Source organism: Streptomyces sp. SID14515 (genome assembly GCF_010548505.1).
GTDB classification, from domain to species: Bacteria; Actinomycetota; Actinomycetes; order Streptomycetales; family Streptomycetaceae; genus Streptomyces; species Streptomyces caviscabies.
On record NZ_JAAGMH010000107.1, the window covers coordinates 112,348 to 137,896 of the forward strand.

Genomic DNA, 25,549 nt, shown 5'->3' on the forward strand with positions numbered 1-25,549 from the left:
TCCACTTGGCCCATGCATCCGCAGCAGTGGCTGGTCACCCGCTCCCACATCGACTTCGGTCGCGTGTGGTCCTCTTCCTGTTGAGCTGACCCTCTGCTGTCCGGTTCTTCCTGCTCACGCCGCTCCTCTCGGCGTTCGAGCCCCGTTCCTCGCGTGACTTCACCTTCACCACACCGCTTCGCCCTCCCCTCGCACCGCTGAACTTTCCCGCCGCCCCTCCGTGCCGCCGTGGCCCCGCGCCGCCGTGACCCGGAGGCGGTCGGCCTACCCTGACGAACCCGGAGAAGCACAGCCATGTCCCGATCCCGACATACCGCCCTGTTCGCTCTGATCACCGTGGCCGCACTGACGCTCACCGCCTGCGCCGAGCCGACCGACGCGGCGGGCGGCGGATCCGACAAGGGCGCCGCCAAGGGAAAGACCCCGACGACGGACGTGGTCTCGAAGGTGCAGAAGGACGAGGCCGCGGCGAAGCTGCTGCCGGCCGGGGTCCGTGAGGCGGGGACACTGCGGATCGCCTCTTCCGTCGGCGCCCCGCCCGGGGCCTTCTACGAGGAGGACGGCTCCACGCTGGCCGGCGCGGACATCGACTTCGCGGACGCGGCGGCCCGGGTGCTCGGGCTGAAGCTGAAGCGCGAGGTGGCGTCCTTCGAGGCGATCCTGCCGGCGCTCGGCAGCGGCAAATACGACCTGGGCACGGGGAACTTCGGCGTCACCGACGTACGCCGCAAGACGATCGACTTCGTGACGTACATCAACGACGGGCAGGGCTTCGCGGTCCGCGAGGACAGCGAGCTGAAGAAGGTCACCGACCTCACCCAGCTGTGCGGCCTCGACGTGGCCACCGGAGCGGGCACCACCTTCGAGGTGACGCTCCAGGAGAATCTGCCCCGGTGCGCGGAGGCGGGCAAGAAGCCGTACAAGGTCAAGACCTACTCCGACCAGGCGGCCGTCTGGATCTCGCTCCAGCAGAACCGCGCCGATGTGGTGATGTCCACCATCAACGGGCTGCGCTACGCGGTGAGCCAGCAGGAGGGGCTGCGCTTCCTCAACGAGTTCAAGCGGCTCGACGTGGGCTTCGCCTTCAAGAAGGGCACCCCGCTGGCCCCCGCCTTCCAGGCCGCGGTGAACCGGCTCAAGGAGGACGGGACCTACGACCGCATCCTGAAGAAGTGGGGCACCACCGAGTCCGGGATCGAGGCATCCGAGATCTCGCCGCCCGAGCTGAAGTGAGCTGAGGCGAGGTGAGGTGAGCCGACGTCAGCCCGGCAGCCGACGTCAGCCCGGCGCGCCTCAGCAGTCGCAGCCGCAGGACTCCCCGCAACAGCAGCAGCCCTCGCCGCAGTCGCCGCAGCAACCGCACGCCTCGCAGCAGTCGCCGCAGTTCTGGCACGGCGCCTGCCGCGGCTCCCTGGTCCAGGGGTCCTCGAAGCTCCCGCAGCACATCTGGCAGGTGCAGGCGAGCCCGGCCCACACCAGGCAGCCGGCGATCAGTCCACGCCGGTCGCGGGGCGGGCGCGGCGGGGGCGGGGCGGCCGGGCCGCCGGGCGGCGGGCCGTACGGATGGCCGGGCGTCGGACCGTACGGGTTCCCCGGCGGCGGCCCGAAGGAGCTGTCGGGCACCAGCAGCCCCTGCCCTTGGTGCTCCTGGCCCCGCTGGTGCGAGCAGGAGGAGGTGCCGAACGCCCGGTCGACCGAGCGCCGCAGCTCATGGGCGAGCAGGACGTGGACGAGCTTGCCGTCGGTGAACTCCACCTCGCGCAGGGCGAGCCGTACGCCGTGCAGCGCGTCGTCGCAGAGCCGGCGCGCCTCGGAGAGCGGGGTGCCGGTGGCGGTGAGCGGGTTCCAGGCGCCCGACGCGGCGTCGGCCTCCCGGTCCTCCACGGCGTCCAGCAGATGCGCGAGCCGCCCGAAGAGCCGCCCGGCCTCCGCGAGCGGTGCGGCGTTCCGCGGCTTCCCGGCGAGCACGGCGGTGTGCGCGAAGGCGGCCGCGGTGGCGGTCTCGGTGGGTTCGGTGACCGTCAGCAGCGGGGTGCCGAGCCCGGCGAGCGTCTCGATTCCGGTCTGCCGGTCGACCGCGTCGACCAGGAGCGCGGTGTCGAAGCCGAGGGCCGCCCCGGTCCGCGCGCCCGCCCGGTCCCATCCGGCGGCGACCCGGCGTGCGGCGGCGGCGACCGGGCGGCGGGCCAACAGCCCGTCCCGGTCGGCGACGTGGTCGCGGACCTTGGCCGAGGCGAGGACGAGCGAGACGGCGGCGGCGAGCCTGGCGCCCTCGCCCTTGGCGACCGGCGCGGTGCGCATGGCGCGCAGCGGGCAGGGGCCCGCGGTGCGGCGGCCCTCGGGCGTGCGGCCCGCCTGAGCCTCCGTCAGGACAGAGACGATCAGGCCGTCATAGTTCGTGACGATCCGGGCGAACTGTCCGTGATCCGCCCTCAGGGCCAGGCAGAGACCGCAGAGATGGGCCATCCACTCGACTCGGAGGCCTTCGGAGAGGCGGTGGGTGCAGGGCCTGACGATTCCGAACACGACGATCCCCCGGGAGCCGTTCAGCCGGTGCGCGACGCTCGCGCACCGAGGCGTCGTGCATCGTATCGAGCCATCCGTTCACCCGTACGTCGGCAGGATCACCCGTACGGCTCGACGCATCATATTTTCTTTTCGCAACCCCCCTTATGCGGGACGAACCCTGACGAATCGCCACATCCTCTGCACCAGTAGCGTCACGAATCGCCTGCGAGCCGACTATCTACTTGGCGCGCTATCCGCATCATGGACGACCATAGGGATACGAAAGAGATGCGGAACGCCACAGAACCGCGGTGAGAGGAGGCGTCCATGGGATCGGTGCGCAAGGCGAGTGCCTGGCTGGGCCTCGTGGAGGACAACGACGAGCGGTACTACGACGACGAGTACAACGAGGGTGCGGAGACCGGCACGGGCCACCAGGCGGCCTGGACCACCGACCCGCGGGTGCAGGTGGCCGCGGAGGCGGCCGAGGAGCAGGACCGCCGGATCGCGACGGTGACCCCGGACAGCTTCCGGGACGCCCGGGCCATCGGCGAGCTCTTCCGGGACGGCGTCCCGGTGATCGTCAACCTCACGGCCATGGACCCCGCCGACGCCAAGCGCGTGGTGGACTTCGCCGCCGGGCTGATCTTCGGCCTGCGCGGCTCGATCGACCGGGTGGCCACCCGGGTCTTCCTGCTGTCCCCCGCCGACACCCAGGTGGTGGCGGGCGAAGCCGCCGGCCGCAAGGCCGACGGCTTCTTCAACCAGAGCTGAGCAGGGCGCTCGCCGGAAAGATCCGGTCAGCGCCTCCGGTCGACACGTCCCTTCGGACGCGTCGTGATCACCGGAAGGCGTCGAGACCGGTGAGCGCCTTGCCCAGTACCAGCTGGTGCATCTCCACGGTGCCCTCGTAGGTGAGCACCGATTCCAGGTTCGTGGCGTGCCGCATCACCGGGTACTCCAGCGAGATCCCGTTGGCCCCGAGGATCGTGCGCGAGGTGCGGCAGATCTCGATCGCCTCCCGCACATTGTTCAGCTTGCCGAAACTGACCTGCTCCGGTCGGAGCCTGCCCGCGTCCATCCGGCGGCCCAGGTGGTGGGCGAGCAGGATGCCCTTGTGCAGCTCCAGGGCCATGTCCGCCAGCTTGGCCTGGGTGAGCTGGAAGCCGCCGATCGGCCGGCCGAACTGCTCCCGGCTCCTCGCGTAGTCGAGGGCCGACTCGAAGCTGGCCCGCGCCGCGCCCATGGCGCCCCAGACGATGCCGTAGCGCGCGTGGCTCAGACAGCTGAGCGGGCCGCGCAGCCCCTTCGCGTCCGGCAGCACCGCGTCGGCCGGCAGCCGCACCTCGTCCATCACCAGCTCGCTGGTGACCGAGGCGCGCAGCGACCACTTGTGGTGGATCTCGGGCGCCGAGAAGCCGGGGGTGTCGGTCGGGACGACGAAGCCGCGGATGCCGCGGCCGTCCTCGCCCTCGTCGGTCTGCGCCCAGACGACCGCGACCCCGGCGACCGAGCCGTTGGTGATCCACATCTTGCGGCCGGTGAGGATCCAGTCCTCGCCGTCGCGCTTGGCGTACGTCCGCATCCCGGCCGGGTCGGAGCCGTGGTCGGGCTCGGTCAGGCCGAAGCAGCCGATGATCTCGCCCGCCGCCATGCCGGGCAGCCACCGCTGCTTCTGCTCCTCGGAGCCGAAGCGGTGGATCGCGTACATGGCGAGCGAGCCCTGTACGGAGACGAGCGAGCGGATCCCGGAGTCGGCGGCCTCCAGCTCCAGGCAGGCCAGTCCGTACTGGACTGCGCTGGCCCCGGCGCAGCCGTACCCGTCGAGCGACATGCCGAGCGCGCCCAGGGCGCCGAGCTCGCGGGCCAGCTCGCGGATTCCGGGCAGCTCGCCCTTCTCGTACCACTCGGCGATGTGCGGCAGGACGCGGTCGGTGGCCCAGGTGCGGACGGTGTCGCGGATCGCGAGGTCGTCCGCGCCGAGCAGGTCGTCGATGCCGAGGGGATCCGAGGCGTCGAACGGCGGGAGCTTCGACGGCTTCGCGGACTCGGTGCTGGACATGAGGGTGCCTCCGGCGGCTCGCACGGTGCTCGGAGGGACCGGGAGACGCCCACCCTCCGAAAACTAGCAGTGGTAGTCAGGGCGTCGTGCTGACGTTACGGCTCAGTGTGCCGCTCGTCCAGAGCCGGTCGCCTCGGCCGGTTCGCGGCGCGCGGGCAGCATCGGGCGCGGGGCCGGGCGGTCCCGGCCGGCCGGACGGACGGCTTCGGCGGCCCGCGGGCCGGGGGCCTCGGCCTTCGCCCGGGGCCCGAAGGCATCCGGCTCGGCCCGGCGGCAGGGCTCCTTCGGCGGGCAGTCCATGACCTTCGGCAGCCGCAGCGCGGCCAGCGCCCCGAGCAGCAGCAGCCCCGCGCTGACGAAGAGGGTGATGTGGAGTCCGCCGATGAAGGCGTGCCGGGCCGTGGAGCGCAGCAGGTCGCCCATCGGGCCGCCGAGCTGCGCGGCCACCTGGTAGGCCTCGCCCAGCGAGTGGGAGGCCTCCGCACCGGCGCGGGCGGGGACGCCCTTCTGGTGCAGGGAGGCGAGGCCGGGGGCGTAGGCGGCGTTCATGACGCTGCCGAGCAGGGCGATGCCGAGGCCCGCGCCGAGCTGGTAGGAGGTCTCTCCTATCGCCGCCGCGCCGCCCGCCCGCTCCGGCGGGGCGTCGCTGAGCATCGACTCGTACGCCCCGAAGAGCGTGGTCTGCAGTCCGAAGCCGAGCAGGACGAAGGCGCAGGTCAGCAGCGCGGGCCGGTCGTGCTGGCCCATCGAGGTGAGCAGCAGCACCGAGGACGCGGTGAGGACGAAGCCCCAGCCGACCATGCGGCGGGGGCCGATGCGGCGCAGGGTGTACGAGCCGGTGGCGCCCGCGGCCATCGCCGCGAAGGTCAGCGGCAGCAGCCGCAGCCCGGTCTCCAGCGGGCTGAGCCCCAGCACCAGCTGGAGGTACTGGACGGCGATCAGCTGGAGGCCGACCAGCGCCAGCATGGCGAGCACGATGCAGCCGACGGCGGTGGAGAACGCCGGGCGGGCGAACATCGAGATGTCGATCAGCGGATGCCTGCGGCGCTTCTGGCGGCGTACGAAGAGGATCAGCAGCGCGAGTCCGAGGGCCAGCGGGCCCAGCGAGACCGGGTCCAGGAGCCCCGCGCCGCCGCCCAGGCGCTTGACGCCGAGGACGACGCCGAGCACGCCCGCCGCGGCCGTCAGCGCGCCCAGCACGTCCCACGGGCCGTCGTCGCCGCCGCGCGACTCGGGCAGCAGCCAGCGGCCCAGCGGAAGGATCACGGCCATCAGCGGGATGTTGATCAGGAAGACCGAGCCCCACCAGAAGTGCTCGACGAGGAAGCCGCCGACGACCGGTCCGGTGGCGGCGCCGACCGCGGCGACCGCGGTCCACACGCCGATGGCGAGCGCCCGCTCCCGGCGGTCGGGGAAGACCTGGCGCAGGATCGACAGCGTGGCGGGCATGATCATCGCGCCGCCGACGCCGAGGAGGGCGCGGGCCGCTATCAGGACGGCGGGGGTGTCGGCCGTGGCGGCGAGCGCGGAGGCGACGCCGAACAGCGCGTAGCCGAGGAGCAGCACGCGCCGTCTGCCGATCCGGTCACCCAGCGTGCCGAAGAGGATGAGCAGCGAGGCGCAGACGAGGGGGTAGGCGTCGACGATCCACAGGAGGGCCGTGCCGCTCGGGCGCAGGTCCTCGGTGAGGGACGGAACGGCGACATGGAGCACGGTCGCGTCCAGTGCGACGACCAGGAGACTGAGGCAGAGGACCACGAGGACGACCCAGCGGTTGGCGTCGTCGGCGGCTTTGCGCAGCCGGACCCCGGCCGTGGTCGTCCCGGACATCTACGTACCTCCCGATGAGTCCCTCGCGCTCGGCGGACCGACGGTGACGTGGGGTGCGCGTCCCTCGGGCCCGGCATCGACGGGCGAGTGAGCCGTCAGCGTACGCGAGTTCGGTGTGGTCACACGTGGTGCAGGTCATACCGCGGTCCGCCGCACAGTGTGGCGTACGCCATTCCGGGCCGGGTCGGGGGGCTCCCGCCCGAGGGGCCCGGAGCCCTGCGGGGGCGGGGTCCTGACGGGTGGGGCGGGGCGTGCGGCGACGGCGTGCGCCTCCCCCGAATGGCGGGATCAATTGCCGCGGATTTTGGTGCGACTCTTTTTCCGAGAGATCAAACACGCTTACGAACGGAACCGGCGGGCTATTGGCCGCAAGATCACGGAGATTCTTCTCCGCGCCCGGAAAAGACGCCGTTCCGAGACAAAGTCCACATCACATCGTCATCACAAAGAGCCCGGATTGGCCTGCTCGCACACTCACTCGCTGTAACGTCGATTGGGTGCGTACCGACATCTTTGCCCGGCTGGACCGGGAGCCGGAACCGCCGAAGATAGAGGCACCGCGGATGAGCCGTCACCGCATCGCCCTCTTCGGCGGGACGTTGGCGTTCTATCTCGCCATCGTCTGGGCGGTGCTGATCACGTCCTGGCTGGTCGCCCTGGACTGGAAGGTCATGCTGTTCCGGCCCTACCAGCAGTGGCCCGAGCTCCACGCCTTCCTGGACTACTACGTCGTGCTGGGCCAGCGCGGCCCCACGGCGGTGATGGTCGCCTGCTGGCTGGGCTGGCGCTCCTGGCGTCAGCACACGCTGCGGCCGCTGCTGGTCCTCGGCACGTCCCTGCTGCTGCTCAATGTGACGGTGGGCGCGGTCAAGCTGGGGCTGGGGCGGCTCGGCCCGCACTACGCGACGCAGATCGGCTCGGCCGAGATGTTCGCCGGCGGCGATATATTTCCTTCCGGGCACACCGCGAACGCCGTCGTGACCTGGGGAATCCTCGCCTATCTGGCCACCACGCCGCGGGCCAGGCGCTATCTGTCGGCGGTGTCCGCGACGGTCTCGCTGGGCGTCGGCCTCACCACCGTGTACATCGGTACGCACTGGCTCAGCGATGTCGTCCTGGGCTGGGCGGCCGGTCTGCTCATCCTGCTGGCGCTGCCCTGGTTCGAGCCGCTGATCGCCCGGACCGAGGCCTGGATCTTCGCGATGCGCGAGCGGTGGCGGGAGCGTCGCGGCGGCGTCCGTCCGACGCCCGTGGCCGATGCCGGGCCGCAGCCGGTGCTGCTGCCGCAGTCGATGGCCACCGACGGTCTCACCGCCGAGGCCGTGACCGCCCCGGCCGAACCGGTGCTTCCCGCCGGGCATCCGGCGGGCTCCAGGGCCCGGGCACACACCGGGCACCCCGCGCGTCCGGGCGGTATGCCGGTCGCCCCGGCGGGCGTCCGCCGTCCGCCGCCGCACACGGAACGCGGCCCGCGCGGCACCGGCAGCCCGGCCCGCCCGATGTCCGGCGGCTGACCCCACCGCTCCCCCGAGACCTCAGGGACGGCACGCACCACCTCGCTCCGTACGCCGAAGGCCCCGACCGCGGTCGGGGCCTTCGGCCGTCGGGGCCCGGACGCGGCGCGGCGGGTCAGCCCACCCAGCAGCGCGTCACGGTGCCGCCCTCGACCTGGAAGTTGATGCGGCCGTGACGGAACTCCATGGTGAGGAACGTGCCCGGAGGAACGGCCCGGACCGTGTCCCAGCCTCGGCTCCTGGCCTGCCGCTCGGCGGCGTCGGCGGCGAGGCCGACGTACGAATCGGCGGCGTCGTCCGGCTGTGCTGGAGGGGTCGGTAGAGATGCCATGCCTTCACCGTAGGCGGCCCCGGACCGTGACGGAAGGCCGGGCCGCAAGGGCGTCCCCCTGCATCTCCACATGCCATGGCGGTCACGCTTGTGTCACAGGATCCCCACACGCGTATACGCGGTTCGATTCACTCGAACGGACCGGCCGGAAGCATCGGCGCGCATTAACGAGAACCTCTCTTCACCGGCGGCAAGGGGGTGTCGGCAGCGTTCCGGAATCATGGGGGTGACCTGCTTCTTTTCCCATCCCGGGGGAACGTCACCCAAATGGCCGGGGCACCGGAATTTCCCGCCCGCGTAAACCGGGCTTTCCTTTCCGCACGTTTCCCTCACCCCGCCCGGAGTCTCACGGTCCGTCGAGCGCGCGGGTGAGCCGGTCCCGCGCGTCCCGCATCACCTCGGTGAGGGCGGGAGGCTCGACGACCTCGAAATCGATGCCCATCATCAGCACATGGATCACCAGCACGGTGAGGTCCGACGCCCCCGCGGTCAGCCGGCAGGTGTCCTCGTCCACGGCCTCCAGCACCCCGGCGGACGGCGACACCCGCCGGGCGGCCTCCGCCAGCGGAGCCTTCAGCAGGATCACGGCCCGGGCCGCGTACGCCGAGACCGCGACGCCCCGGGAGACGTACGCCGCCAGATCCTCCGCGGGCGGGGTGCGGGGGCTGAAGCGGGGGCCGTGCGGCGGGGTCGGGGTGATCCGGTCCACCCGGAAGGTGCGCCAGTCCGCCCGCTCCAGGTCCCAGGCCACGAGGTACCAGCGGCGCTCGGTGCAGACGAGCCGGTGCGGTTCGACCGTACGGCGCGAGAGCTCCCCGCCATGGGTCCGGTAGGCGAACCGCAGCCGCTCGGCGTCCCGGCAGGCCCCGGCCAGCTCGGTGAGCACACCGGGGTCGACCGCGGAGGCCTCCGGGCCGTGCAGCATCGGCACGGTGAACGCGCCGAGCGCGCCCACCCGGCGGCGCAGCCGGTTCGGCAACACCTGTTCGAGCTTGGCCAGCACGCGCACGGAGCTCTCGCCGATGCCCTCGACGCCGTGTCCGGCCGCCGTGCGCAGACCGACGGCGACCGAGACGGCCTCCTCGTCGTCCAGCAGCAGCGGCGGCAGTTCGGCGCCCGCCCCGAGCTGGTAGCCGCCGCCGGTGCCGCGGCTGGCGTTCACCGGGTAGCCCAGTTCGCGCAGCTTGTCGACGTCCCGGCGCACGGTGCGCGGGGTGACGCCGAGCCGGTCGGCGAGGTCGGCGCCGGACCAGTCCCGGTGGGCCTGGAGGAGTGAGAGCAGGCGCAGCAGTCGTGCGGAGGGCTCCAACATGCGGGCGAGTCTGCCAGGAGCAGCGGACAGATCCTGTCCGCTGTCCGCTTGCTGTCCTCCGGCTACGGCCGTGGGGCCGTCATGCGGACTTTCCTCTGCGGAGCACGTCGGCAGCCCTGTAGCGCAGGGCGTAGGCCCCGTCGAGGACGCTGCCCCGGGTGCGGTGCAGCGCGGTGCTCAGGGCGCCGTGTCCGCGCCCCTGGGCACCGCGGGCGACGAGTTCCGTGTACAGGCTCTCGTGGCGCTCGGCGATCCGCGCCGGGTCGAAGCGGGCCGAGGCGCTCAGCGCGGCCCCGCCCATCCGGTGGCGCAGTTCGTCGTCCTCGATCAGCTGGAGCAACGCGGCGGCGATCGCGTCCGGGTCGCCGACCGGCACCAGACGCCCGTCGACCCCGTCCTCGATGATCTCGGCCGGTCCGTGCGGGCAGTCGGTGGCGACGACCGGCAGACCGCCGCGCATCGCCTCGACGATCGTCATGCCGAAGGACTCGCGGTCCGAAGTGACGGCGGCGATCGACCCCTTGGGCCACTCGGCCTCCATCGGGTTGACCGAGCCCATCAGGAACACCTGGCTGTGCAGGCCGAGTTCGTCGATGAGGGTGCGCAGCGACGCCTGTTCGTTGCCGGTCGCGTCCCCGCCGCCGTAGATGCGCAGCCGCCAGTCCGGGCGGGCCGCGGAGACCTGGGCGAAGGCCCGCACCAGGAGGTCGTAGCGCTTGACCCGATGCAGCCGGCCGGCCGCGACGACCCACTTCAGGTCGCCGCCCGCGGGCGGGCAGGCGGGCTCGGGCACGGCGTTGGGGATGGTCTCGATCCGCAGGCCCGGCAGCTTCAGCCTGCTGCGGTAGTCGTCCGCGTCGGCGCGGGTGACGGTGGTCAGCGCGTCGAGCAGCGTGTACCGGTGGGCGATCTCGCGGCGCAGCCGGTAGCTGTGGCTGTCCAGCGTCAGATGCTCCTGCCCGACGCGCACCGGTCCGCGACGGGTCTGCCGGCTGAGGTGCACGTTGAGCCCGGGGCGGGTGCCGACGACGACGTCGGCCTCGATTCCCTGGAGATGGGCGGCGATGCGGGCGTCGGTGAGCCTGCTGTACTGCTTGTGCCTGCTGTCCCCGCGCGGGAACACCACGGCGGGCCGGGCGTGTTCGGCGTCGTCGCCGTCGTACGTCGCGCTCTTCTTCCGCAGATCGACGAGGTGGCGCATCGTCACGCCCTCGGGCGCGCCGAGGACGGGGGCGTCACGGTGCCGGAAGACGGACACGATCTCGACGTCGTGCTGCTCGGCGAGCGTACGGGCGAGTGTGAACGTCGTCCGGATCGTTCCTCCGATTCCGTAGGCATTGTGCAGAAGAAAAGAAATATGCATGGTGTAGCTGTTTCCCCCTGTCGATCCGACCTGTCAAGACTGTACTTCCGGGCGCATTTCCGTCCGGAATACACCGGGAATCCCGGAGCGTCTGGAAAATCGCGCACGAGATCCCCGTTCCGCCGCCGGGACCACCACTGACCTGCGGGTTCCGGAATCTGTTGATCCGGATGGCCGCAGGCCCGGAAGTCACGGGACCGCGCCTGCGGGCCACCGGTGCGGTTACACCGATCGCCTGCCCGCCATCCGTTGGCCAACGCTTTCCTTCGAGCTTGACGTGGGTCAATGCCGGTAGGTTGCCTGCGTCCGGGTAAAAGATTCCGGACGGGTGCGACGGGCCGTGTGCCGGACTGCACGACGAGCCGTGCGACGAACCGTGGGACGAGCTGTGCGGCCGCCCGTGGGTCGACTCCTCGATGTACCGATGTGTCGACCTGTTCCCCACTTCCGTACGCCCCGGTGCGTGACCCCGGCCACGGATCCCGCGTTGTCTCTTCATGAGCCGGGAACCACCCGGCCCACGCACCGAGTTCGAGGAGCCCCCGTGCCGCGCATGCTCGACGTCAGCCAGGACGTACGCGCCGAGATCGGCGACGACGAAGCCGACCGGCTGCTCGTCGGCGACAACGCCCCGGGCAGTTACGACTGCACCTCCTGCCGCACCCCCGGCGACTCCGACCAGGAACGCACCAGCACGGTGCTGTTCATCGGCGACGAGACCGCCGTCCTCGCGTTCGCCCACGCGACGTGCATCCCCTCGCAGGTCGTCAAGGTCGCGGAGGACCAGCTCCAGGGCGCGGTGCGCAGCATCACCGGCAGCGAGCAGACGAATACGGAGGGGCTCATGCCCGAACAGGCCGTCCTCGGCATCACCAGCGGACTCGTCCTCATCGAGGACGATCTCCGCCCGGCCCTGGTCGTCGAACCGACCGGCCCGGTCGCCCGGCCCGGTACCGACGGCAGCGGGGGCGACGAGTTCCTCCAGCTGCTGCTGGAGCAGGGCTTCCGCCCCGCCCCCGACATGAACCGGCTGCCGGAGGTCCTTCCGGGCTGGTCCGTGCTGCTGGCGGTGGGCCAGCTGCACGCCGTGCTCCAGCCGAGCGCCGGCGGCGGCAACCCGGTCGCCTGGTGGCAGGCGCACCAGCCGCTCCAGGTGACCGACGGCTGGCGGGCCGCGGTCAACAAGTCGCAGACGGTCCTCGTCTTCGCCGCCCCGGCCGGCACCATCGGCCAGCAGCCGCGCGAGGACCTGCTCCGGGACGCCCTGGAGAAGGCCGCGGTCAACGGGCTCCTGGTCGCCGCGTCGATGCCGCTGGCCGGGACCTGATCATGTCCGCCCAGCTCGGGCACCCCCGCCGAACAGCGATTTCTCCGGCGGGGCCGCATCCGACGGGCGGTGAGGTCGTTGGCACCTACGTGCACTCATACGACTCCTCCCGCCAGCATCAGAGTCAGATCCCTGCCATGCGCCCTTCGCAGGATCCGTCGGGGGGCGTGTCCCCCACCCCGATCTACGACGCGCTGTACTCCGAGTACCGGCGCTCGTTCCGGGCGTTGCCGGGCGACCGCAGCGGCGAGGAGAATCTCGGCTTCCCGGCCTTCGGCGCCGGTCTCTTCGCCTCCAGGACTCCGTTGAGCGGTCACCCCACCGCCTCCGGGCACGGAAACGGCCACGGCGGGCACGGCGGACACAACGGCCAGAGCGGCGGCAGCAGCGGCGGCGGCCAGAGCCAGCACACCGGGACGCTCGGCGCCTGGCAGCGGGTGGGGCGGCACGCCGGGCGGCCCCGGCCCGCGGCGCTGCCGCCGGGGTCACGCGACTCCTGAGGCCGGACGGACAAGGGCCGCACGGCTCAGGCCGCACGACGAAGCCCCGGACGCTCTCGCGAGAGCGTCCGGGGCTTCGTCGTGCGGTGTGCGCCGGGTGCTACTTGTTGCGGCCGCGCTTCTCGCGGACCCGGACCGAGATGTGGATCGGGGTGCCCTCGAAGCCGAACTCCTCGCGCAGCCGGCGCTCGACGAAGCGGCGGTAGCCGTGCTCCAGGAAGCCGGAGGCGAAAAGCACGAAGCGCGGGGGCTTGGTGCCCGCCTGCGTGCCGAAGAGGATGCGCGGCTGCTTGCCGCCGCGGATCGGGTGCGGGTGGGAGGCGACGATCTCACCGAGGAAGGCGTTGAGCCGGCCGGTGGGAACGCGGGTCTCCCAGCCCTCGATCGCGGTCTCGATCGCCGGAACCAGCTTCTCCATGTGCCGGCCGGTGAGGGCCGAGACGTTGACGCGCGGGGCCCAGGAGATCTGCGCGAGCTCCGTCTCGATCTCGCGCTCCAGGTAGTAGCGGCGCTCCTCGTCGAGGGTGTCCCACTTGTTGAACGCGATGACGAGGGCGCGCCCGGCCTCCACGGCCATGGTGATGATGCGCTGGTCCTGGACGCTGATGGACTCGCTGGAGTCGATCAGGACGACGGCGACCTCGGCCTTCTCCACGGCGGCGGCCGTACGGAGCGAGGCGTAGTAGTCCGCGCCCTCCTGGAGGTGGACGCGGCGGCGGATGCCGGCCGTGTCGATGAACTTCCAGGTGATGCCGCCGAGCTTGATCAGCTCGTCGACCGGGTCGCGGGTGGTGCCGGCCTGCTCGTTGACGACGACCCGGTCCTCGCCCGCGACCTTGTTCAGCAGGGAGGACTTGCCGACGTTCGGGCGGCCGATCAGGGCGATCCGGCGGGGGCCGCCGAGCGCGGTGCCGAACTTCTGGGCCGGGGCGTCCGGCAGGGCTTCCAGGACCGCGTCCAGCATGTCGCCGGTGCCGCGGCCGTGCAGCGAGGAGACCGGGTAGGGCTCGCCGAGGCCCAGCGACCACAGGGCGGTGGCGTCCGCCTCGCCGCTCTGGCCGTCGACCTTGTTGGCGCACAGGACGACGGGCTTGCCGGCCCGGCGCAGCAGCTTGACGACGGCCTCGTCGGTGTCGGTGGCGCCGACGGTCGAGTCGACGACGAAAACGACCGCGTCGGCCGTCTCGATGGCGTACTCGGCCTGAGCGGCGACGGAGGCGTCGAGGCCCAGCACGTCCTGCTCCCAGCCGCCGGTGTCGACGACCTTGAAGCGGCGTCCGGCCCACTCGGCCTCGTAGCTGACGCGGTCGCGGGTGACGCCGGGCTTGTCCTGCACGACGGCCTCACGGCGGCCGATGATCCGGTTCACCAGGGTCGACTTGCCGACATTGGGGCGGCCGACCACGGCGAGCACGGGGAGCGGGCCGTGACCGGCCTCGCCGAGGGCGCCCTCGACCTCCTCGGGGTCGAAGCCTTCCTGCGCGGCGAGCTCCATGAACTCCGCGTACTCGGCATCGCCAAGTTCTCCGTGCTCGTGGCCCGAGCCGTCGGAGTGAATCTGGTCGTTCATGAAGTCCGTTCCTCTTTGCATCATCATCGATGGGCCGCGATCAGCGCGGCCCACTACTCAAGTACTCAAGTCTGGCCTATCGCCCGGTGAGGCGCTTGGCACTTTCCAGGTGGGCGGTGAGCCTCTCCTGGATCCGCAGGGTCGCCTCGTCCAGCGCCTTGCGCGTACGCCGCCCGTCACCGGCGCTCGCGTCGAACGCGTCGCCGAAGACGACGTCGACCCGGCTGCGCAGCGGGGGCAGCCCCCGTATCAACCGTCCGCGGCGCTCGGTGCTTCCCAGGACGGCCACGGGAACGATGGGCGCCCCGCCCCGTACCGCGAAGTACGCGAGTCCGGCCCGCAGCGAGGCGAAGTCTCCTTCGCCCCGGGTGCCCTCCGGAAAGATCCCGAGGACTCCGCCGTCCTCCAGTACGCCGAGCGCGTGGCTGATGGCGGTGCGGTCGACGGTCGTACGGTCCACCTCGATCTGGCCGATCCCGTGCAGGAACGGGTCGAGGGGGCCGACGAACGCCTCTTTCTTGATCAGGAAGTGCACCGGCCGGGGTGCGGTGCCCATCAGCATCGGTCCGTCGATGTTGTGGGAGTGGTTCACCGCGAGTATGACGGGTCCGGCGGCGGGCACCCGCCAGGCGCCGAGCACCCGGGGCTTGAACAGCCCGTACATCAGGCCGATGCCGATGGACCGCCCGACGGCCGCCCCGCGCAGCGTGGGCGCGCCTGTGGCATCGCTCACGCGGCGACCCGCTTCCCCTCGACGAGGGTGACGACGCACTCGATGACCTGCTGGAGGGTCAGCTCGGTGGTGTCCACCTCGACGGCGTCGTCCGCCTTTGCGAGCGGCGAGGTCTTACGGCCGGAGTCGGCGGCGTCCCGCTTGATCAGGGCCTCACGGGTGGCGGTCAGGTCCGAGCCCTTGACCTCGCCGCTGCGGCGGGCGGCGCGGGCCTCCGGGGAGGCGGTGAGGAAGATCTTGAGGTCGGCGTCGGGCAGCACGGTGGTGCCGATGTCCCGGCCCTCGACGACGATGCCGCCGGTCGCGGCCGCGGCGATGGAGCGCTGGAGCGCGGTGATGAGGGTGCGCACCTCGGGGACGGCGCTGACGGCGCTGACCTTGGAGGTGACCTCCTGGGTGCGGATCGGGCCCGAGGCGTCCTCGCCGTCGACGGTGATCGTCGGGGCGGCGGGGTCGGTGCCGGAGACGATCACGGGCTTGGCGGCGGCGGTGGCGATCTCCTCCGGGTTGCCCACGTCGATGCCGTTGTTCAGCATCCACCAGGTGATGGCCCGGTACTGCGCGCCCGTGTCCAGGTAGCTCAGGCCGAGCTTGGCGGCGACGGCCTTGGAGGTGCTCGACTTGCCGGTGCCCGAGGGCCCGTCGATGGCGACGATCACGGAGGGGCGTGCGGTTTCCACGGTGGTGGACACCTTCCTGGTACACGGGGCGGGGCGGACGGGCCTGCGGGCGGCCTCGTACCAGGTTACCGAGTACCGGGCGTGCCCTTGTACCCCGTACGGGGGAGGCGGGCCACCCGGGCGGGGGTGGCGCCGCTCCCTTCGTACGTGACCGGGGTCGGCCGTTCGTACGGGACCGGGTCAGCCGCGGATCGACCAGCCGCGTTCCTGGAGGGCCGCGCCGAGGACCGGGGCGGCGCTGGGCTCGACCATGATCTGGACGAGGCCCGCCTGCTGGCCGGTGGCGTGCTCGATCCGGACGTCCTCGATGTTGACCCCGGCCCGGCCGGCGTCGGCGAAGATCGCGGCCAGCTCGCCGGGCTTGTCGCCGATCAGGACGGCGACGGTCTCGTAGGCGGTGGGGGCCGCGCCGTGCTTGCCGGGGACCCGGACGCGGCCGGCGTTGCCGCGCCGCAGGACGTCCTCGATGGCGTCGGTGCCCGCGCGCCGCTTCTCCTCGTCGGCGGAGTGCAGGCCGCGCAGCGCGGTCACGGTCTCCGCCAGGTCGGCGGCGACCCCGGCGAGGACGTCGGCGACCGGGCCGGGGTTGGCGGAGAGGATCTCCACCCACATCCGCGGGTCGGAGGCGGCGATCCGGGTGACATCGCGGATGCCCTGGCCGCACAGGCGTACGGCCGTCTCGTCGGCCTCCTCCAGCCGGGCGGCGACCATGGAGGAGATGAGCTGCGGGGTGTGCGAGACGAGGGCGACGGCCCGGTCGTGGGCGTCGGCGTCCATGACGACGGGGACGGCCCGGCACAGGGCGACCAGCTCCAGCGCGAGGTTGAGCACCTCGGTGTCGGTGTCCCGGGTCGGGGTGAGGACCCAGGGGCGGCCCTCGAAGAGGTCGGCGGTCGCGGCGAGCGGCCCCGAGCGCTCCTTGCCGGCCATCGGGTGCGTACCGATGTACGGGGTGAGGTCGAGGCCGAGCGCCTCCAGCTCGCGGCGCGGGCCGCCCTTGACGCTGGCGACGTCCAGGTAGCCGCGGGCCACCCCGTCGCGCATCGCCCGGGCCAGGACGGCGGCGGTGTGCGCGGGCGGTACGGCGACGATCGCCAGGTCGACGGGGCCCTCCGGCTGCTCGTCCGTGCCTGCGCCGAGCGCGGCGGCGGTCCGGGCGGAGGCCGGGTCGTGGTCGACGAGGTGCACCTGGACACCGCGGCCCGCCAGTGCGAGGGCGGCGGAGGTGCCGACGAGCCCGGTTCCGATGACGAGGGCGGTTCTCACTGGGCGATGTCCTTGCGCAGGGTGGCGGTGGCGCCGAGGTAGACATGGCTGATCTCGGCGCGCGAGAGATAGGTCTCGACGTGCACGAGGATACGGACCACCCGGGGCATGGCCCCGTCGATGTCCAGCTCCTGGGCACAGATCAGGGGGACGTCGACGATGCCGAGGCCGCGGGCGGCGGCGGCCGGGAAGTCGCTGTGCAGATCGGGGGTGGCGGTGAACCAGATGCTGATCAGGTCGTCGGCGACGAGCTCGTTGCGCTCCAGGACGGCGGTCAGCAGCTCACCGACCCGCTGGTCCATGTGCCCGGCCTCGTCCCGGTCCAGCTGGACGGCGCCCCGGACCGCTCGTACCGCCACGTCGTACTCCTCGCTCTTCGCTGCTCCACCGCGTCTCCGGCCCGGCGCCCGATGGCGCGGCCGGCTGCTCTCCTCAGCCTAGATCGGCCGCGGCGGACGCGATCACGGTGTTCCGTCCGTGAGACGGGCGGTGGCGTGCACGGCCAGGAGCATCCGCCAGATCCGGGCGGCGAGGGCGTCGGGGGCGGCGGTGGTGCGCCCGTGCACCCAGTCGGCGAGCACTCCGGTGAAGAGTCCGGCGACGGCGCTCGCGGTGAGGTCCTGGCCGGGCTCGCCCAGGCGGCGGGCGCGCAGCTCGTCGAGGCTGCGCCGCCGGAGTTCGGCGTGGAGCAGTTCGCCGAGCGGTCCGCCGCCACCCTCCCGCAGCAGGCTGCGGTAGACGGGCGTACGGGCGCCGACCTCCGCGAGCAGTTCGCCGAGCGGGGGCGGTGGATCGTCGGGGCCCGGGGGCGTGCCGTCCCAGGCGTGCAGGGCGTCGACCGCCCGGGTGACGATCTCGGCGCAGGCCTCCACGGCGAGGGCGTGCAGATCGTCGTAGTGGAGGTAGAACGTGGCCCGGCCGACCCCGGCGCCCCGGACCACCTGCGAGACGCTGACCCGGTCGAGCGGCCGCTCCTCGCAGGCGGCGAGCAGGGCGGCGCGGAGCCTGGCCCTGGTGCGCGCGGTCCGCGGGTCGCCGCTGCCGTCCGTCACCGCGGGGACCATCGGGCTCAGCCCGCCAGGAGGACGAGGGCGAGCGCGGCGGGCCCGGCCTGGACGAAGAGGATCTTCCGGCTGACGGTGGCGGCCCCGTAGACACCGGCGACGACCAGGCAGAGGAGGAAGAAGATCTGCGTCTGGTGGGCGACCGGATCGCCCGCGAAGAGGCTCCAGATCAGTCCGGCGGCCATGAAGCCGTTGTAGAGGCCCTGGTTGGCGGCGAGCGTGGCGCTCTCGCGGGAGAAGGCGGCGGTCGTGCCGAAGGCCTTGCGGCCGCGTTCGGTGTCCCAGAGGAACATCTCCAGGACCAGGAAGTAGAGATGGATGACCGCGACGAGCGCCACCAGAACCTGAGCTGCGACATGCATGACGGAGGGCCTCCCGGTCGATTTCCTGGACAACTGTACAGGAAATCGGCCGGGAGCCGGCAAGCGGCGGTCGGCAGGAGACCGGCCGGGGGCCGTGCCTCTTCCGGCCGGGCGGTCAGAGCTTCTGCTGTTTGATCAGGTCCTCGATCGAGCCGCCCTGCGGGACCTGGCCGCTCGGGGTCAGTTTGTCGACCGTCTCGGGCAGCGCGCGGGCGATCCGGTCAGCCGCCTCCTGCGGCGAGACGCCGGAGTCCTCGGCGACCTTCCGCAGGGTCTCGTCCGGCAGCGCCTCGGCGATCTGGGCTCCGCTGACGGCCTTGTTGTCGCCGGTGCCGACCCAGGACTGCGCCTGGTCGACGAGGCCCGACTTGGTGAGCATGCCGATCAGCCCTTCGAGGGCGTTGCCGCCGCCCGCTCCCCCGGACGCGCCGCCCTTGCCCCCGGCGAGCGCGCCAAGCAGCGAGCCGAGGATGTTCCCGGCCCCGCCGGGCCCCTGTCCGCCGCCCTGCCCACTGCCCTGTCCGCCGCCCAGCAGGCTGCCGAGGAGGCTGCCGAGATCGTTTCCCGCCATGGGTTCCGCCCTTCGGTGAAGCGCGCGCCCTCTCCGATGAGGTGCGCGTACCGGCTCAATGTCGGCCGAAATCACCCCATCTGCCACTCGGGCGGGCGCACGGTCCGCCTGGTTGCTTCACCTGGGGGCCCGCCGCCGCGACGATGACCTGCACCTCCCACCGCACCACCCCTGCCACCGAAGGAGAGTCATGAACGCACGGCGAAGGACGGTGCTGGCCGCGGGTGCGGCGGGCGCCGCGGCCCTGGCCACCGGCTGCGGATCCTCCGACGAGGGCGGCGGCGGTGACACGAGCGGTACGCCCACCGCGTCGGCCGACGCCTCGGACGGGGCGTCGCCGGGCGCCTCGGACGGCGTGGAGCTGGCCGGGACCGGAGACATCCCGGTCGGCGGCGGCACCATTTTCAAGGAGCGGAAGGTGGTGGTGACCCAGCCGGAGGAGGGTGAGTTCAAGGCGTTCTCCGCCGTCTGCACCCATGCGAGCTGTCTCGTCTCGACGGTGCGCGACGGCACCATCAACTGCCCCTGCCACGGCAGCAGGTTCAGCATCACGGACGCGGCGGTCGAGGCCGGCCCGGCGACCCGGCCGCTGCCCGCCGAGCGGATCAGCGTCTCGGGCGGAACGATCCGGCTGGGCTGAGGGCGGGCCGGAATATCCGGGGCGGGGCGGCCACCGCGCCCGTACCCTCGCGGGCATGATCACTCCTGCCGAGGACGACGCCGCCGACGACGGGGCCGGCGAGGCTCTCGTACGCGACCACACGGTCTACGCGTGCGTCATGGGCTCGCGCGCCTTCGGACTGGCCACCGAGGACAGCGACACGGACCGGCGCGGGGTGTTCCTCGCGCCGACTCCGCTGTTCTGGCGCTTCGAGAAGCCGCCGACGCATGTCGAGGGCCCCGCGCCGGAACAGTTCTCCTGGGAGCTGGAACGCTTCTGCGAACTCGCGCTGCGGGCCAATCCGAACGTGCTGGAGTGCCTGCACTCCCCGTTGGTGGAGTCCGTGGACGACACCGGCCGCGCGCTGCTGGCCCTGCGCGGAGCGTTCCTCTCCCGGCTCGCGCACGGCACGTTCGTCCGGTACGCGCTGGGCCAGCGCAGAAAGCTGGAGGCGGACGTACGGATCCACGGGGCGCCGCGCTGGAAGCACGCGATGCATCTGCTGCGGCTGCTGGCGAGCAGCCGTGACCTGCTGCGTACGGGCGAGCTGCGCATCGACGTCGGCGACGCGCGCGAGGAGCTGCTGGCGGTGAAGCGCGGCGAGGTGGACTGGCCGGAGGTGGAGCGCCGGATGGACCGCCTCGGCGAGGAGAACGACGAGGCGGCGGCCCGCTCCCCGCTGCCGCCGGAACCCGACCGGGCGGCCGTGGAGGACTTCCTCGTCCGGACCCGGCGGGCCTCGGCGCAGCGCGCTTCGGGTCCGACCGGGCTCACACCGTCCGGGGCCCGCCGGACGCGGCCGTGAGCTCGGCCAGCTTCCGGAACTCGCCCAGGTCGTAGTTGGCCAGCGTGGAGTCGAGGTTGGTCAGCGCCCCGAGGTGCTCGATGAATCCCTGGGGGTCGTACTCGACCTGCAGGGCGACACGGCTCGACGTGTCGTCGAGCCGGTGGAAGGTGACCACTCCGGCGTGGTGGACCCCCTCGGTCGTCTTCCAGGCGATGCGGTCCTCGTGGACCACCTCGGTGAGTTCCGCGACGAATCGCTTGTCCGCGCCGGGCAGCGAGAGCTGCCAGGCGAAGCGCCGCTCGTCGAGCGGATCGACGCGCTGAACGTGGCTCAGGAACCTCGGCCACTGGGAGACATCGCTCCACAGCGCCCAGGTGACGGCCACGGGCGCCTCGATGTCGACGGTCTCGACGAGTGAGGAGGACATGGAAAACCACCGGACCTTCCGTGAGGGAGCAGGTTCCGCTCCCTCGTACCCGGTCGCTGCCGGGTCATTCGAGGCGGCCTCCCCGCGGGGCGGTCACCCGTGGTGGCGTCTTCCGCCGGCGGTCACGGCTCACGCGTCCCAGAGCGCCGCGAGGGACAGCAGGTCGCTGCGGTACTCGATGCGCTCGGACCACTCCTTGGGCCAGGCCGCCGCGCCCAGGTGCGCCCCCGCCAGCGCCCCGGCCAGGCAGGCGATCGAGTCGGAGTCGCCCCGGGTGCACGCGGCGCGGCGCAGGGCGGTGACGGGCTCCTCGGGGAAGAGCAGGAAGCAGTGCAGGGCGGTGGCGAGGGCCTCCTCGGCGATCCAGCCGTCGCCGGTCCGCTCGCACGGGTCGGTCTCCGGCGACGGGTCGCGCAGGGCGTCCCGTACGGTCTCCAGGGCCGCCAGGCACTCGTCCCAGCCGCGCTGGATGTACGCCTGCGGGGTGGCGTCGCCCGCGTGGCGCCAGAGGTCGCCGAGCCAGCGCGTGTGGTAGCGGCCCCGGTTCTCGTAGGCGTAGCTGCGCAACTGCCCGATCAGGCCGAGCGGTTCGGCGCCCTGGGCGAGCAGGAACACCGCGCGCGCCAGCAGGTCGGAGGCGGCAAGCGCGGTGGGGTGTCCGTGGGTGAGGGCGGCCTGCAGCTGGGCGGCGCCGGCCCGCTGCTCCTCGCTGAGGCCGGGGACGAGGCCGACGGGGGCGACGCGCATGTTGGCGCCGCAGCCCTTGGAGTGCGTCTGGCTGGCCTCCTGCCAGACGCGGGTGTGTTCGAGCAGGCGGCAGGCGGTGAGGCAGGTGTTGCCGGGGGCGCGGTTGTTGTCCGGCGAGTGGTACCAGGCGACGAACTCGTCGCGGACCGGGCCGACCAGCCGTTCGGGGGTGAGCAGTCCGCTGTCCATGGCGGTGCGGATGGCGCGGCCCAGCGCGATCGTCATCTGGGTGTCGTCGGAGACGATGGCGGGCGTCAGGAGGGGGATCTGCCGCCAGGGGCCGAACTTGGCGAGGATGGCGGGCACGTCGTTGAACTCGGTGGGGAAGCCCAGGGCGTCGCCGAGCGCGAGCCCGGTCAGCACGCCGGTGGCCGCCTGCTTGGTGAGGGGCGGGGTGGCGATGGTCATCTGTCTCGTCCTTCCGGTGCGGAGTGGGGAGCGTCGGGCCGCGGCGGGCGCAGGAGCGGCGGGTGCAGGGCGGTGGCGTCGCCCGCCCGGTAGAGGGCGGCCGGTTTGCCCCGTCCACCGGTGCGGCGCGGCGGGCCCTCGACGGCTTGGACGAAGCCGGGCGCGTTCAGGACCTTGCGCCGGAAGTTGGGGCGGTCCAGCTCGACGCCCCAGACGGTCTCGTAGACCTGCTGGAGCTCGCCGAGGGTGAACTCGGCGGGGCAGAACGCGGTGGCCAGACAGCTGTATTCGAGCTTGGCGCCGATCCGGTCGTGGGCGTCGGCGAGGATCGTGTCGTGGTCGAAGGCCAGCGGTCCGGTGGCGCCCGCGTCCCACCACCGGGCGCTCGCCGCGTCGCCGCCGCCGCGCGGTTCGGGCAGGTCCGGCAGGAGTGCGGCGTACGCGACGGAGACGACCCGCATCCTCGGGTCGCGGTCCGGGTCGGTGTAGGTGCGCAGCTGTTCGAGGTGGAGGGTGCCGACGGTGCCGGGTCCGAGGCCGGTCTCCTCGGCGAGTTCACGGCGGGCAGCGTCCTCGGCGGACTCCCGCGGCAGCAGGAAGCCGCCGGGCAGCGCCCACCGGCCCCGGTAGGGCTCCTGGCCGCGTTCGACGAGCAGGACGTGCAGCCGGGCCTCGCGGACGGTGAAGACCGCGAGGTCGACGGTGACCGCGAACGGGGCGAAGGCGTACGGGTCGTAGCCATCGGGGGCGGGGGTGCTCATCGTTTCTCCGGGAGAGGCGCGGCGAAGTCCCAGCCGGTGGCGAGGAGTTCGTCGACGGCGGCGACGGCGGTGGCGAGCCGCGCCTCGGGCGGGCCGGTGACCTCGATGAACCGCCGTCCGGTGCGGGTGAGTTCGGCGCGGAAGCGGTCGGTCATCCAGGGGCGCAGCTCCTCGCCGTCGCGCAGTCCGTCGTCCTCGAAGGCGACGCCCTCGTGGTCGGTGAGCAGCCACAGGTGATGGTCGGCGCGGTCCGCGATCTCCTCGACGAGCGGGTTGCGGCCGCCGACGTACCGCTCGTGCCAGACGGTGGTGGCGAAGGAGTCGGTGTCGCAGAAGAGCACCGGGGATCCGGCGCGGGCGGCGGCCTCCTCCCGGTCGTTCTGGGCCTTCGCGATGAGCGGGAAGTCGTCGGTGGTGAAGGTGACGTCCTCCCAGGCGGCCCCGGGCCACCGCTCGCGCAGGGCGGCCAGCTTGCGCTCGCTGTACTCGCGGCCGTACTCGGCGACGTACCCGGTGCGCGCCCAGACCCCGCCGCGTGCGCGGTAGTGGGCGGCGAGGGCCCGCGCGAGGGTGGTGGTGCCGGTGGACTCCGCGCCGAGGACGACGACGCGGCGGGCGAGGGCGGCCCGCACGGGCGGTCGGAGGAAGTCCCAGCAGCCGGCCGGGTCCTGGCGCACGGCGGTGCCGGAGACCGGGAAGAGGGTGCGGTCGGGGTCGACGAGGACGGACGCGGCGCCGAAGCGGCGGCCGAGCTCCTCCCCGTACGCCTCCGAGGTGAAGACCGCGTCCACCCGCTCGGGCACGGCGGCGGTGAAGAGGGCCATGTGCGCGTCCCAGACCGCCGGGTCGCGCACGTCCATGTGCGTGTCGTCGACCGCGCCCACCACCGTGACGTCCGGGTGGACCTCGCGCATCCAGGCGACCCGGTCGGCGAGCGGCAGAGACTCCACGGAGGCGGCGCAGACCAGCACGGTCAGCCGTTCGCAGCGGTCCTGGGCGGTCCGGACGAGGTGGTGGTGGCCGGCGTGCGGCGGGTAGAACTTGCCGAGGACCAGGCCGTGTTCGTAGCGCTTCATACGGCGGCCGCCTCCGGGGTCCGTGCGGTGCGTGCGGTCAGGTCGCGGTGCCAGTTGCGCAGGCCGATCAGGCAGAGCGCGAGGAACCCGGCGTACAGCAGCGAGGTCAGATACAGGCCCTTGTGGGCGTAGAGCGGGATGTAGACCAGGTCGGCGGCGATCCACAGCCACCAGGACTCCAGCCGCTTGCGGCACTGCCCGTACGTCGCCATCAGCGACAGGGAGGTCGTCAGCGCGTCCCAGAACGGGACGGTGGAGTCGGTGGCCCGGGACAGCAGCAGCGTGATCCCGGCGGTCCCCACCACCCCCGCCGCGAGCAGCCAGGCCCATTCGGTGCGGGCCGTCCCGCGCACCGGCAGGACCGATGTCCCTGGTCCACCCCCGTGGGTCCAGGTCCACCAGCCGTACGCGGCGAGGGTGATGAAGACGATCTGGAGCCCGGCGTCGGCGTACAGACCGGACTGGGCGAACAGCAGGATGAAGAAGAGGTTGTTGGCGATGCCGATCGGCCAGTTGGCGAGGTGCTGGCGGGCCACGAGCCAGACGCACAGCGCCCCGCTGCCGAAGCCCAGCACCTCGGTCCAGCTGACCGGGGTGTCCAGGATCGTCACCAGGGGCTGTTGCAGGGGATCGAGTACGTCCGCGAGACTCACGCCCGCCTCCTTCTTTATAGTCACTCTGACTATAAAGGCTGGGACGGGGACCGCAAAAGGCCCGCGGCCGGTTCTGTTCGAACTTTCCGAACAGCTACCGGCCGCGGGCCTTCGCGCGGGTGCGGGTGCGGCTAGAGGCCGACCTCGCGCATCAGCATGCCGACCTCGGTGTTGGTGAGGCGGCGCAGCCAGCCGGACTTCTGGTCGCCCAGCGGGATCGGCCCGAAGGACGTCCGCACGAGCCGCTCGACCGGGAAGCCCGCCTCGGCGAGCATCCGGCGGACGATGTGCTTGCGGCCCTCGTGGAGGGTCACCTCGACCAGGTAGTTCTTCCCGGTGTTCTCGACGACGCGGAAGTGGTCGGCGCGGGCGTAGCCGTCCTCCAGCTGGATGCCGTCCTTGAGCCGCTTGCCGAGGTCGCGCGGCAGCGGGCCCTGGATGGCGGCCAGGTAGGTCTTCTTCACGCCGTACTTCGGGTGCGTGAGGCGGTGGGCCAGCTCACCGTGGTTGGTGAGCATGATGATGCCCTCCGTCTCGGTGTCCAGCCGGCCGACGTGGAACAGCCGCGTCTCGCGGTTGGTCACGTAGTCGCCGAGGCACTGACGGCCGTCCGGGTCCTCCATCGAGGAGACGACCCCGGCGGGCTTGTTCAGCGCGAAGAAGAGGTACGACTGGGCGGCGACGGTGAGGCCGTCGACCTTGATCTCGTCCTGGTGCACGTCGACGCGCATGCCCTGCTCGACGACGATCTCGCCGTTGACCTCGACACGGGACTGCTCGATCAGCTCCTCGCACGCACGGCGCGAGCCCATGCCGGCCCGGGCGAGGACCTTCTGCAGCCGCTCGCCCTCCTGCTCGGCGCCCGGGTGGGTCTTGGGGAGGTTGATCTCGGGCTTGTTCGCGTACCGGTCGCGGTTGCGCTGCTCGATCTTGGCGTCCAGCTCACGCGGGCGCGAGGGAGCGCCGCCGCGCCGGAAGCCGCCGCGGTTGCCGCCCTGCGCGGACTTCGGGCCGCCCTTGGCGCCGCCGCGGGCCG

At 72.4% G+C, this 25,549-nt stretch carries 27 protein-coding genes; 7 read left to right on the forward strand and 20 right to left on the reverse strand.

Features of this window, described 5'->3' with window-relative positions:
• Positions 1 to 294 precede the first annotated feature (294 nt).
• Entirely contained in the window at positions 295 to 1,233 is a 939-nt protein-coding gene (locus G3I54_RS24670; protein ID WP_164617139.1) for an ABC transporter substrate-binding protein, read from the forward strand.
• 60 nt (positions 1,234 to 1,293) lie between these two features.
• On the opposite strand, the gene G3I54_RS24675 is transcribed toward G3I54_RS24670, so the two are convergent.
• Positions 1,294 to 2,526 (reverse strand): DUF5685 family protein, encoded by a 1,233-nt coding sequence (locus G3I54_RS24675; RefSeq protein WP_164617142.1) that lies wholly within the window; start codon positions 2,524 to 2,526, stop codon positions 1,294 to 1,296.
• Positions 2,527 to 2,835: 309 nt separating this feature from the next.
• On the opposite strand from G3I54_RS24675, the gene sepF reads away from it, so the two are divergent.
• The gene (gene sepF, locus G3I54_RS24680; RefSeq protein ID WP_164617144.1) at positions 2,836 to 3,282 is read left to right on the forward strand and encodes a cell division protein SepF; all 447 of its coding nucleotides are present in this window, start codon (positions 2,836 to 2,838) and stop codon (positions 3,280 to 3,282) included.
• Positions 3,283 to 3,349: 67 nt separating this feature from the next.
• Here sepF and G3I54_RS24685 read toward each other — a convergent pair whose 3' ends face one another.
• Both G3I54_RS24685 and G3I54_RS24690 read right to left on the reverse strand, forming a co-directional pair.
• Positions 3,350 to 4,570 carry an acyl-CoA dehydrogenase family protein gene (locus G3I54_RS24685; RefSeq protein ID WP_164617146.1) on the reverse strand — a complete coding sequence of 407 codons (1,221 nt, stop codon included), beginning with the start codon at positions 4,568 to 4,570 and terminating at the stop codon, positions 3,350 to 3,352.
• Positions 4,571 to 4,672: 102 nt separating this feature from the next.
• Complete coding sequence (locus G3I54_RS24690) at positions 4,673 to 6,400, reverse strand: MFS transporter (RefSeq protein ID WP_164617148.1); 1,728 nt, start codon at positions 6,398 to 6,400, stop codon at positions 4,673 to 4,675.
• Between the two features lie 497 nt (positions 6,401 to 6,897).
• Here G3I54_RS24690 and G3I54_RS24695 point away from each other — a divergent pair, with 497 nt between their 5' ends.
• Complete coding sequence (locus G3I54_RS24695; RefSeq protein WP_164617151.1) at positions 6,898 to 7,914, forward strand: phosphatase PAP2 family protein; 1,017 nt, start codon at positions 6,898 to 6,900, stop codon at positions 7,912 to 7,914.
• A gap of 115 nt (positions 7,915 to 8,029) precedes the next feature.
• Here the strand turns inward: G3I54_RS24695 and G3I54_RS24700 are convergent, their stop codons facing one another.
• From G3I54_RS24700 to G3I54_RS24710, 3 genes are all read right to left on the reverse strand, one after another.
• Positions 8,030 to 8,245 (reverse strand): I78 family peptidase inhibitor, encoded by a 216-nt coding sequence (locus tag G3I54_RS24700; protein WP_164617153.1) that lies wholly within the window; start codon positions 8,243 to 8,245, stop codon positions 8,030 to 8,032.
• Positions 8,246 to 8,591: 346 nt separating this feature from the next.
• Entirely contained in the window at positions 8,592 to 9,557 is a 966-nt protein-coding gene (locus G3I54_RS24705) for a YafY family protein (RefSeq protein WP_164617155.1), read from the reverse strand.
• 79 nt (positions 9,558 to 9,636) lie between these two features.
• Positions 9,637 to 10,920 (reverse strand): glycosyltransferase family 4 protein, encoded by a 1,284-nt coding sequence (locus tag G3I54_RS24710; protein ID WP_164617157.1) that lies wholly within the window; start codon positions 10,918 to 10,920, stop codon positions 9,637 to 9,639.
• A gap of 544 nt (positions 10,921 to 11,464) precedes the next feature.
• Between G3I54_RS24710 and G3I54_RS24715 the strand changes: the two genes are divergently transcribed.
• Both G3I54_RS24715 and G3I54_RS24720 read left to right on the forward strand, forming a co-directional pair.
• Positions 11,465 to 12,247 carry a hypothetical protein gene (locus tag G3I54_RS24715; RefSeq protein WP_030085794.1) on the forward strand — a complete coding sequence of 261 codons (783 nt, stop codon included), beginning with the start codon at positions 11,465 to 11,467 and terminating at the stop codon, positions 12,245 to 12,247.
• 137 nt (positions 12,248 to 12,384) lie between these two features.
• Entirely contained in the window at positions 12,385 to 12,747 is a 363-nt protein-coding gene (locus tag G3I54_RS24720) for a hypothetical protein (RefSeq protein ID WP_164617159.1), read from the forward strand.
• A 100-nt stretch (positions 12,748 to 12,847) separates the two neighbouring features.
• Here G3I54_RS24720 and der read toward each other — a convergent pair whose 3' ends face one another.
• The 8 genes from der to G3I54_RS24760 form a co-directional block, all read right to left on the reverse strand.
• Positions 12,848 to 14,317 (reverse strand): ribosome biogenesis GTPase Der, encoded by a 1,470-nt coding sequence (der, locus tag G3I54_RS24725; RefSeq protein WP_164617161.1) that lies wholly within the window; start codon positions 14,315 to 14,317, stop codon positions 12,848 to 12,850.
• Between the two features lie 76 nt (positions 14,318 to 14,393).
• Positions 14,394 to 15,050, reverse strand: a complete 657-nt coding sequence (locus tag G3I54_RS24730; protein ID WP_164617163.1) for a lysophospholipid acyltransferase family protein — start codon at positions 15,048 to 15,050, stop codon at positions 14,394 to 14,396.
• A complete protein-coding gene (gene cmk, locus G3I54_RS24735) occupies positions 15,047 to 15,742 on the reverse strand; it encodes a (d)CMP kinase (RefSeq protein WP_030085802.1) in 696 nt (231 codons plus the stop codon). Before cmk ends, G3I54_RS24730 begins: the two co-directional genes overlap by 4 nt.
• A 168-nt stretch (positions 15,743 to 15,910) precedes the next feature.
• Entirely contained in the window at positions 15,911 to 16,996 is a 1,086-nt protein-coding gene (locus G3I54_RS24740; RefSeq protein WP_164617165.1) for a prephenate dehydrogenase, read from the reverse strand.
• Complete coding sequence (aroH, locus tag G3I54_RS24745; protein ID WP_103512746.1) at positions 16,993 to 17,355, reverse strand: chorismate mutase; 363 nt, start codon at positions 17,353 to 17,355, stop codon at positions 16,993 to 16,995. The genes G3I54_RS24740 and aroH overlap by 4 nt, the downstream gene beginning before the upstream one ends.
• A 102-nt stretch (positions 17,356 to 17,457) precedes the next feature.
• On the reverse strand, positions 17,458 to 18,060 hold the full coding sequence (locus G3I54_RS24750) for a TetR/AcrR family transcriptional regulator (protein ID WP_164617167.1): 603 nt from the start codon (positions 18,058 to 18,060) through the stop codon (positions 17,458 to 17,460).
• A gap of 5 nt (positions 18,061 to 18,065) precedes the next feature.
• Positions 18,066 to 18,422 (reverse strand): DUF1304 domain-containing protein, encoded by a 357-nt coding sequence (locus G3I54_RS24755; RefSeq protein WP_164617169.1) that lies wholly within the window; start codon positions 18,420 to 18,422, stop codon positions 18,066 to 18,068.
• A 115-nt stretch (positions 18,423 to 18,537) separates the two neighbouring features.
• On the reverse strand, positions 18,538 to 18,993 hold the full coding sequence (locus tag G3I54_RS24760) for a YidB family protein (RefSeq protein ID WP_164617171.1): 456 nt from the start codon (positions 18,991 to 18,993) through the stop codon (positions 18,538 to 18,540).
• A 190-nt stretch (positions 18,994 to 19,183) separates the two neighbouring features.
• Here G3I54_RS24760 and G3I54_RS24765 point away from each other — a divergent pair, with 190 nt between their 5' ends.
• Both G3I54_RS24765 and G3I54_RS24770 read left to right on the forward strand, forming a co-directional pair.
• Positions 19,184 to 19,633 (forward strand): Rieske (2Fe-2S) protein, encoded by a 450-nt coding sequence (locus G3I54_RS24765; protein ID WP_164617173.1) that lies wholly within the window; start codon positions 19,184 to 19,186, stop codon positions 19,631 to 19,633.
• A 55-nt stretch (positions 19,634 to 19,688) separates the two neighbouring features.
• Positions 19,689 to 20,459: a nucleotidyltransferase domain-containing protein gene (locus G3I54_RS24770; protein ID WP_164617175.1), complete on the forward strand. Its 771-nt coding sequence runs from the start codon at positions 19,689 to 19,691 to the stop codon at positions 20,457 to 20,459.
• Here G3I54_RS24770 and G3I54_RS24775 read toward each other — a convergent pair.
• The 6 genes from G3I54_RS24775 to G3I54_RS24800 form a co-directional block, all read right to left on the reverse strand.
• On the reverse strand, positions 20,425 to 20,868 hold the full coding sequence (locus G3I54_RS24775; RefSeq protein WP_164617177.1) for an SRPBCC family protein: 444 nt from the start codon (positions 20,866 to 20,868) through the stop codon (positions 20,425 to 20,427). The two genes, G3I54_RS24770 and G3I54_RS24775, sit on opposite strands and share 35 nt — an antisense overlap.
• Before the next feature lie 129 nt (positions 20,869 to 20,997).
• On the reverse strand, positions 20,998 to 22,023 hold the full coding sequence (locus G3I54_RS24780; RefSeq protein ID WP_164617179.1) for an ADP-ribosylglycohydrolase family protein: 1,026 nt from the start codon (positions 22,021 to 22,023) through the stop codon (positions 20,998 to 21,000).
• A complete protein-coding gene (locus tag G3I54_RS24785) occupies positions 22,020 to 22,784 on the reverse strand; it encodes an NUDIX domain-containing protein (RefSeq protein WP_164617181.1) in 765 nt (254 codons plus the stop codon). Before G3I54_RS24785 ends, G3I54_RS24780 begins: the two co-directional genes overlap by 4 nt.
• Positions 22,781 to 23,860 (reverse strand): AAA family ATPase, encoded by a 1,080-nt coding sequence (locus G3I54_RS24790; protein ID WP_164617183.1) that lies wholly within the window; start codon positions 23,858 to 23,860, stop codon positions 22,781 to 22,783. The genes G3I54_RS24785 and G3I54_RS24790 overlap by 4 nt, the downstream gene beginning before the upstream one ends.
• A complete protein-coding gene (gene pnuC, locus G3I54_RS24795) occupies positions 23,857 to 24,513 on the reverse strand; it encodes a nicotinamide riboside transporter PnuC (protein WP_164617185.1) in 657 nt (218 codons plus the stop codon). Before pnuC ends, G3I54_RS24790 begins: the two co-directional genes overlap by 4 nt.
• A gap of 131 nt (positions 24,514 to 24,644) precedes the next feature.
• On the reverse strand, positions 24,645 to 25,549 hold a 905-nt coding region (locus tag G3I54_RS24800; RefSeq protein WP_164617187.1), incomplete at its 5' end, for a pseudouridine synthase.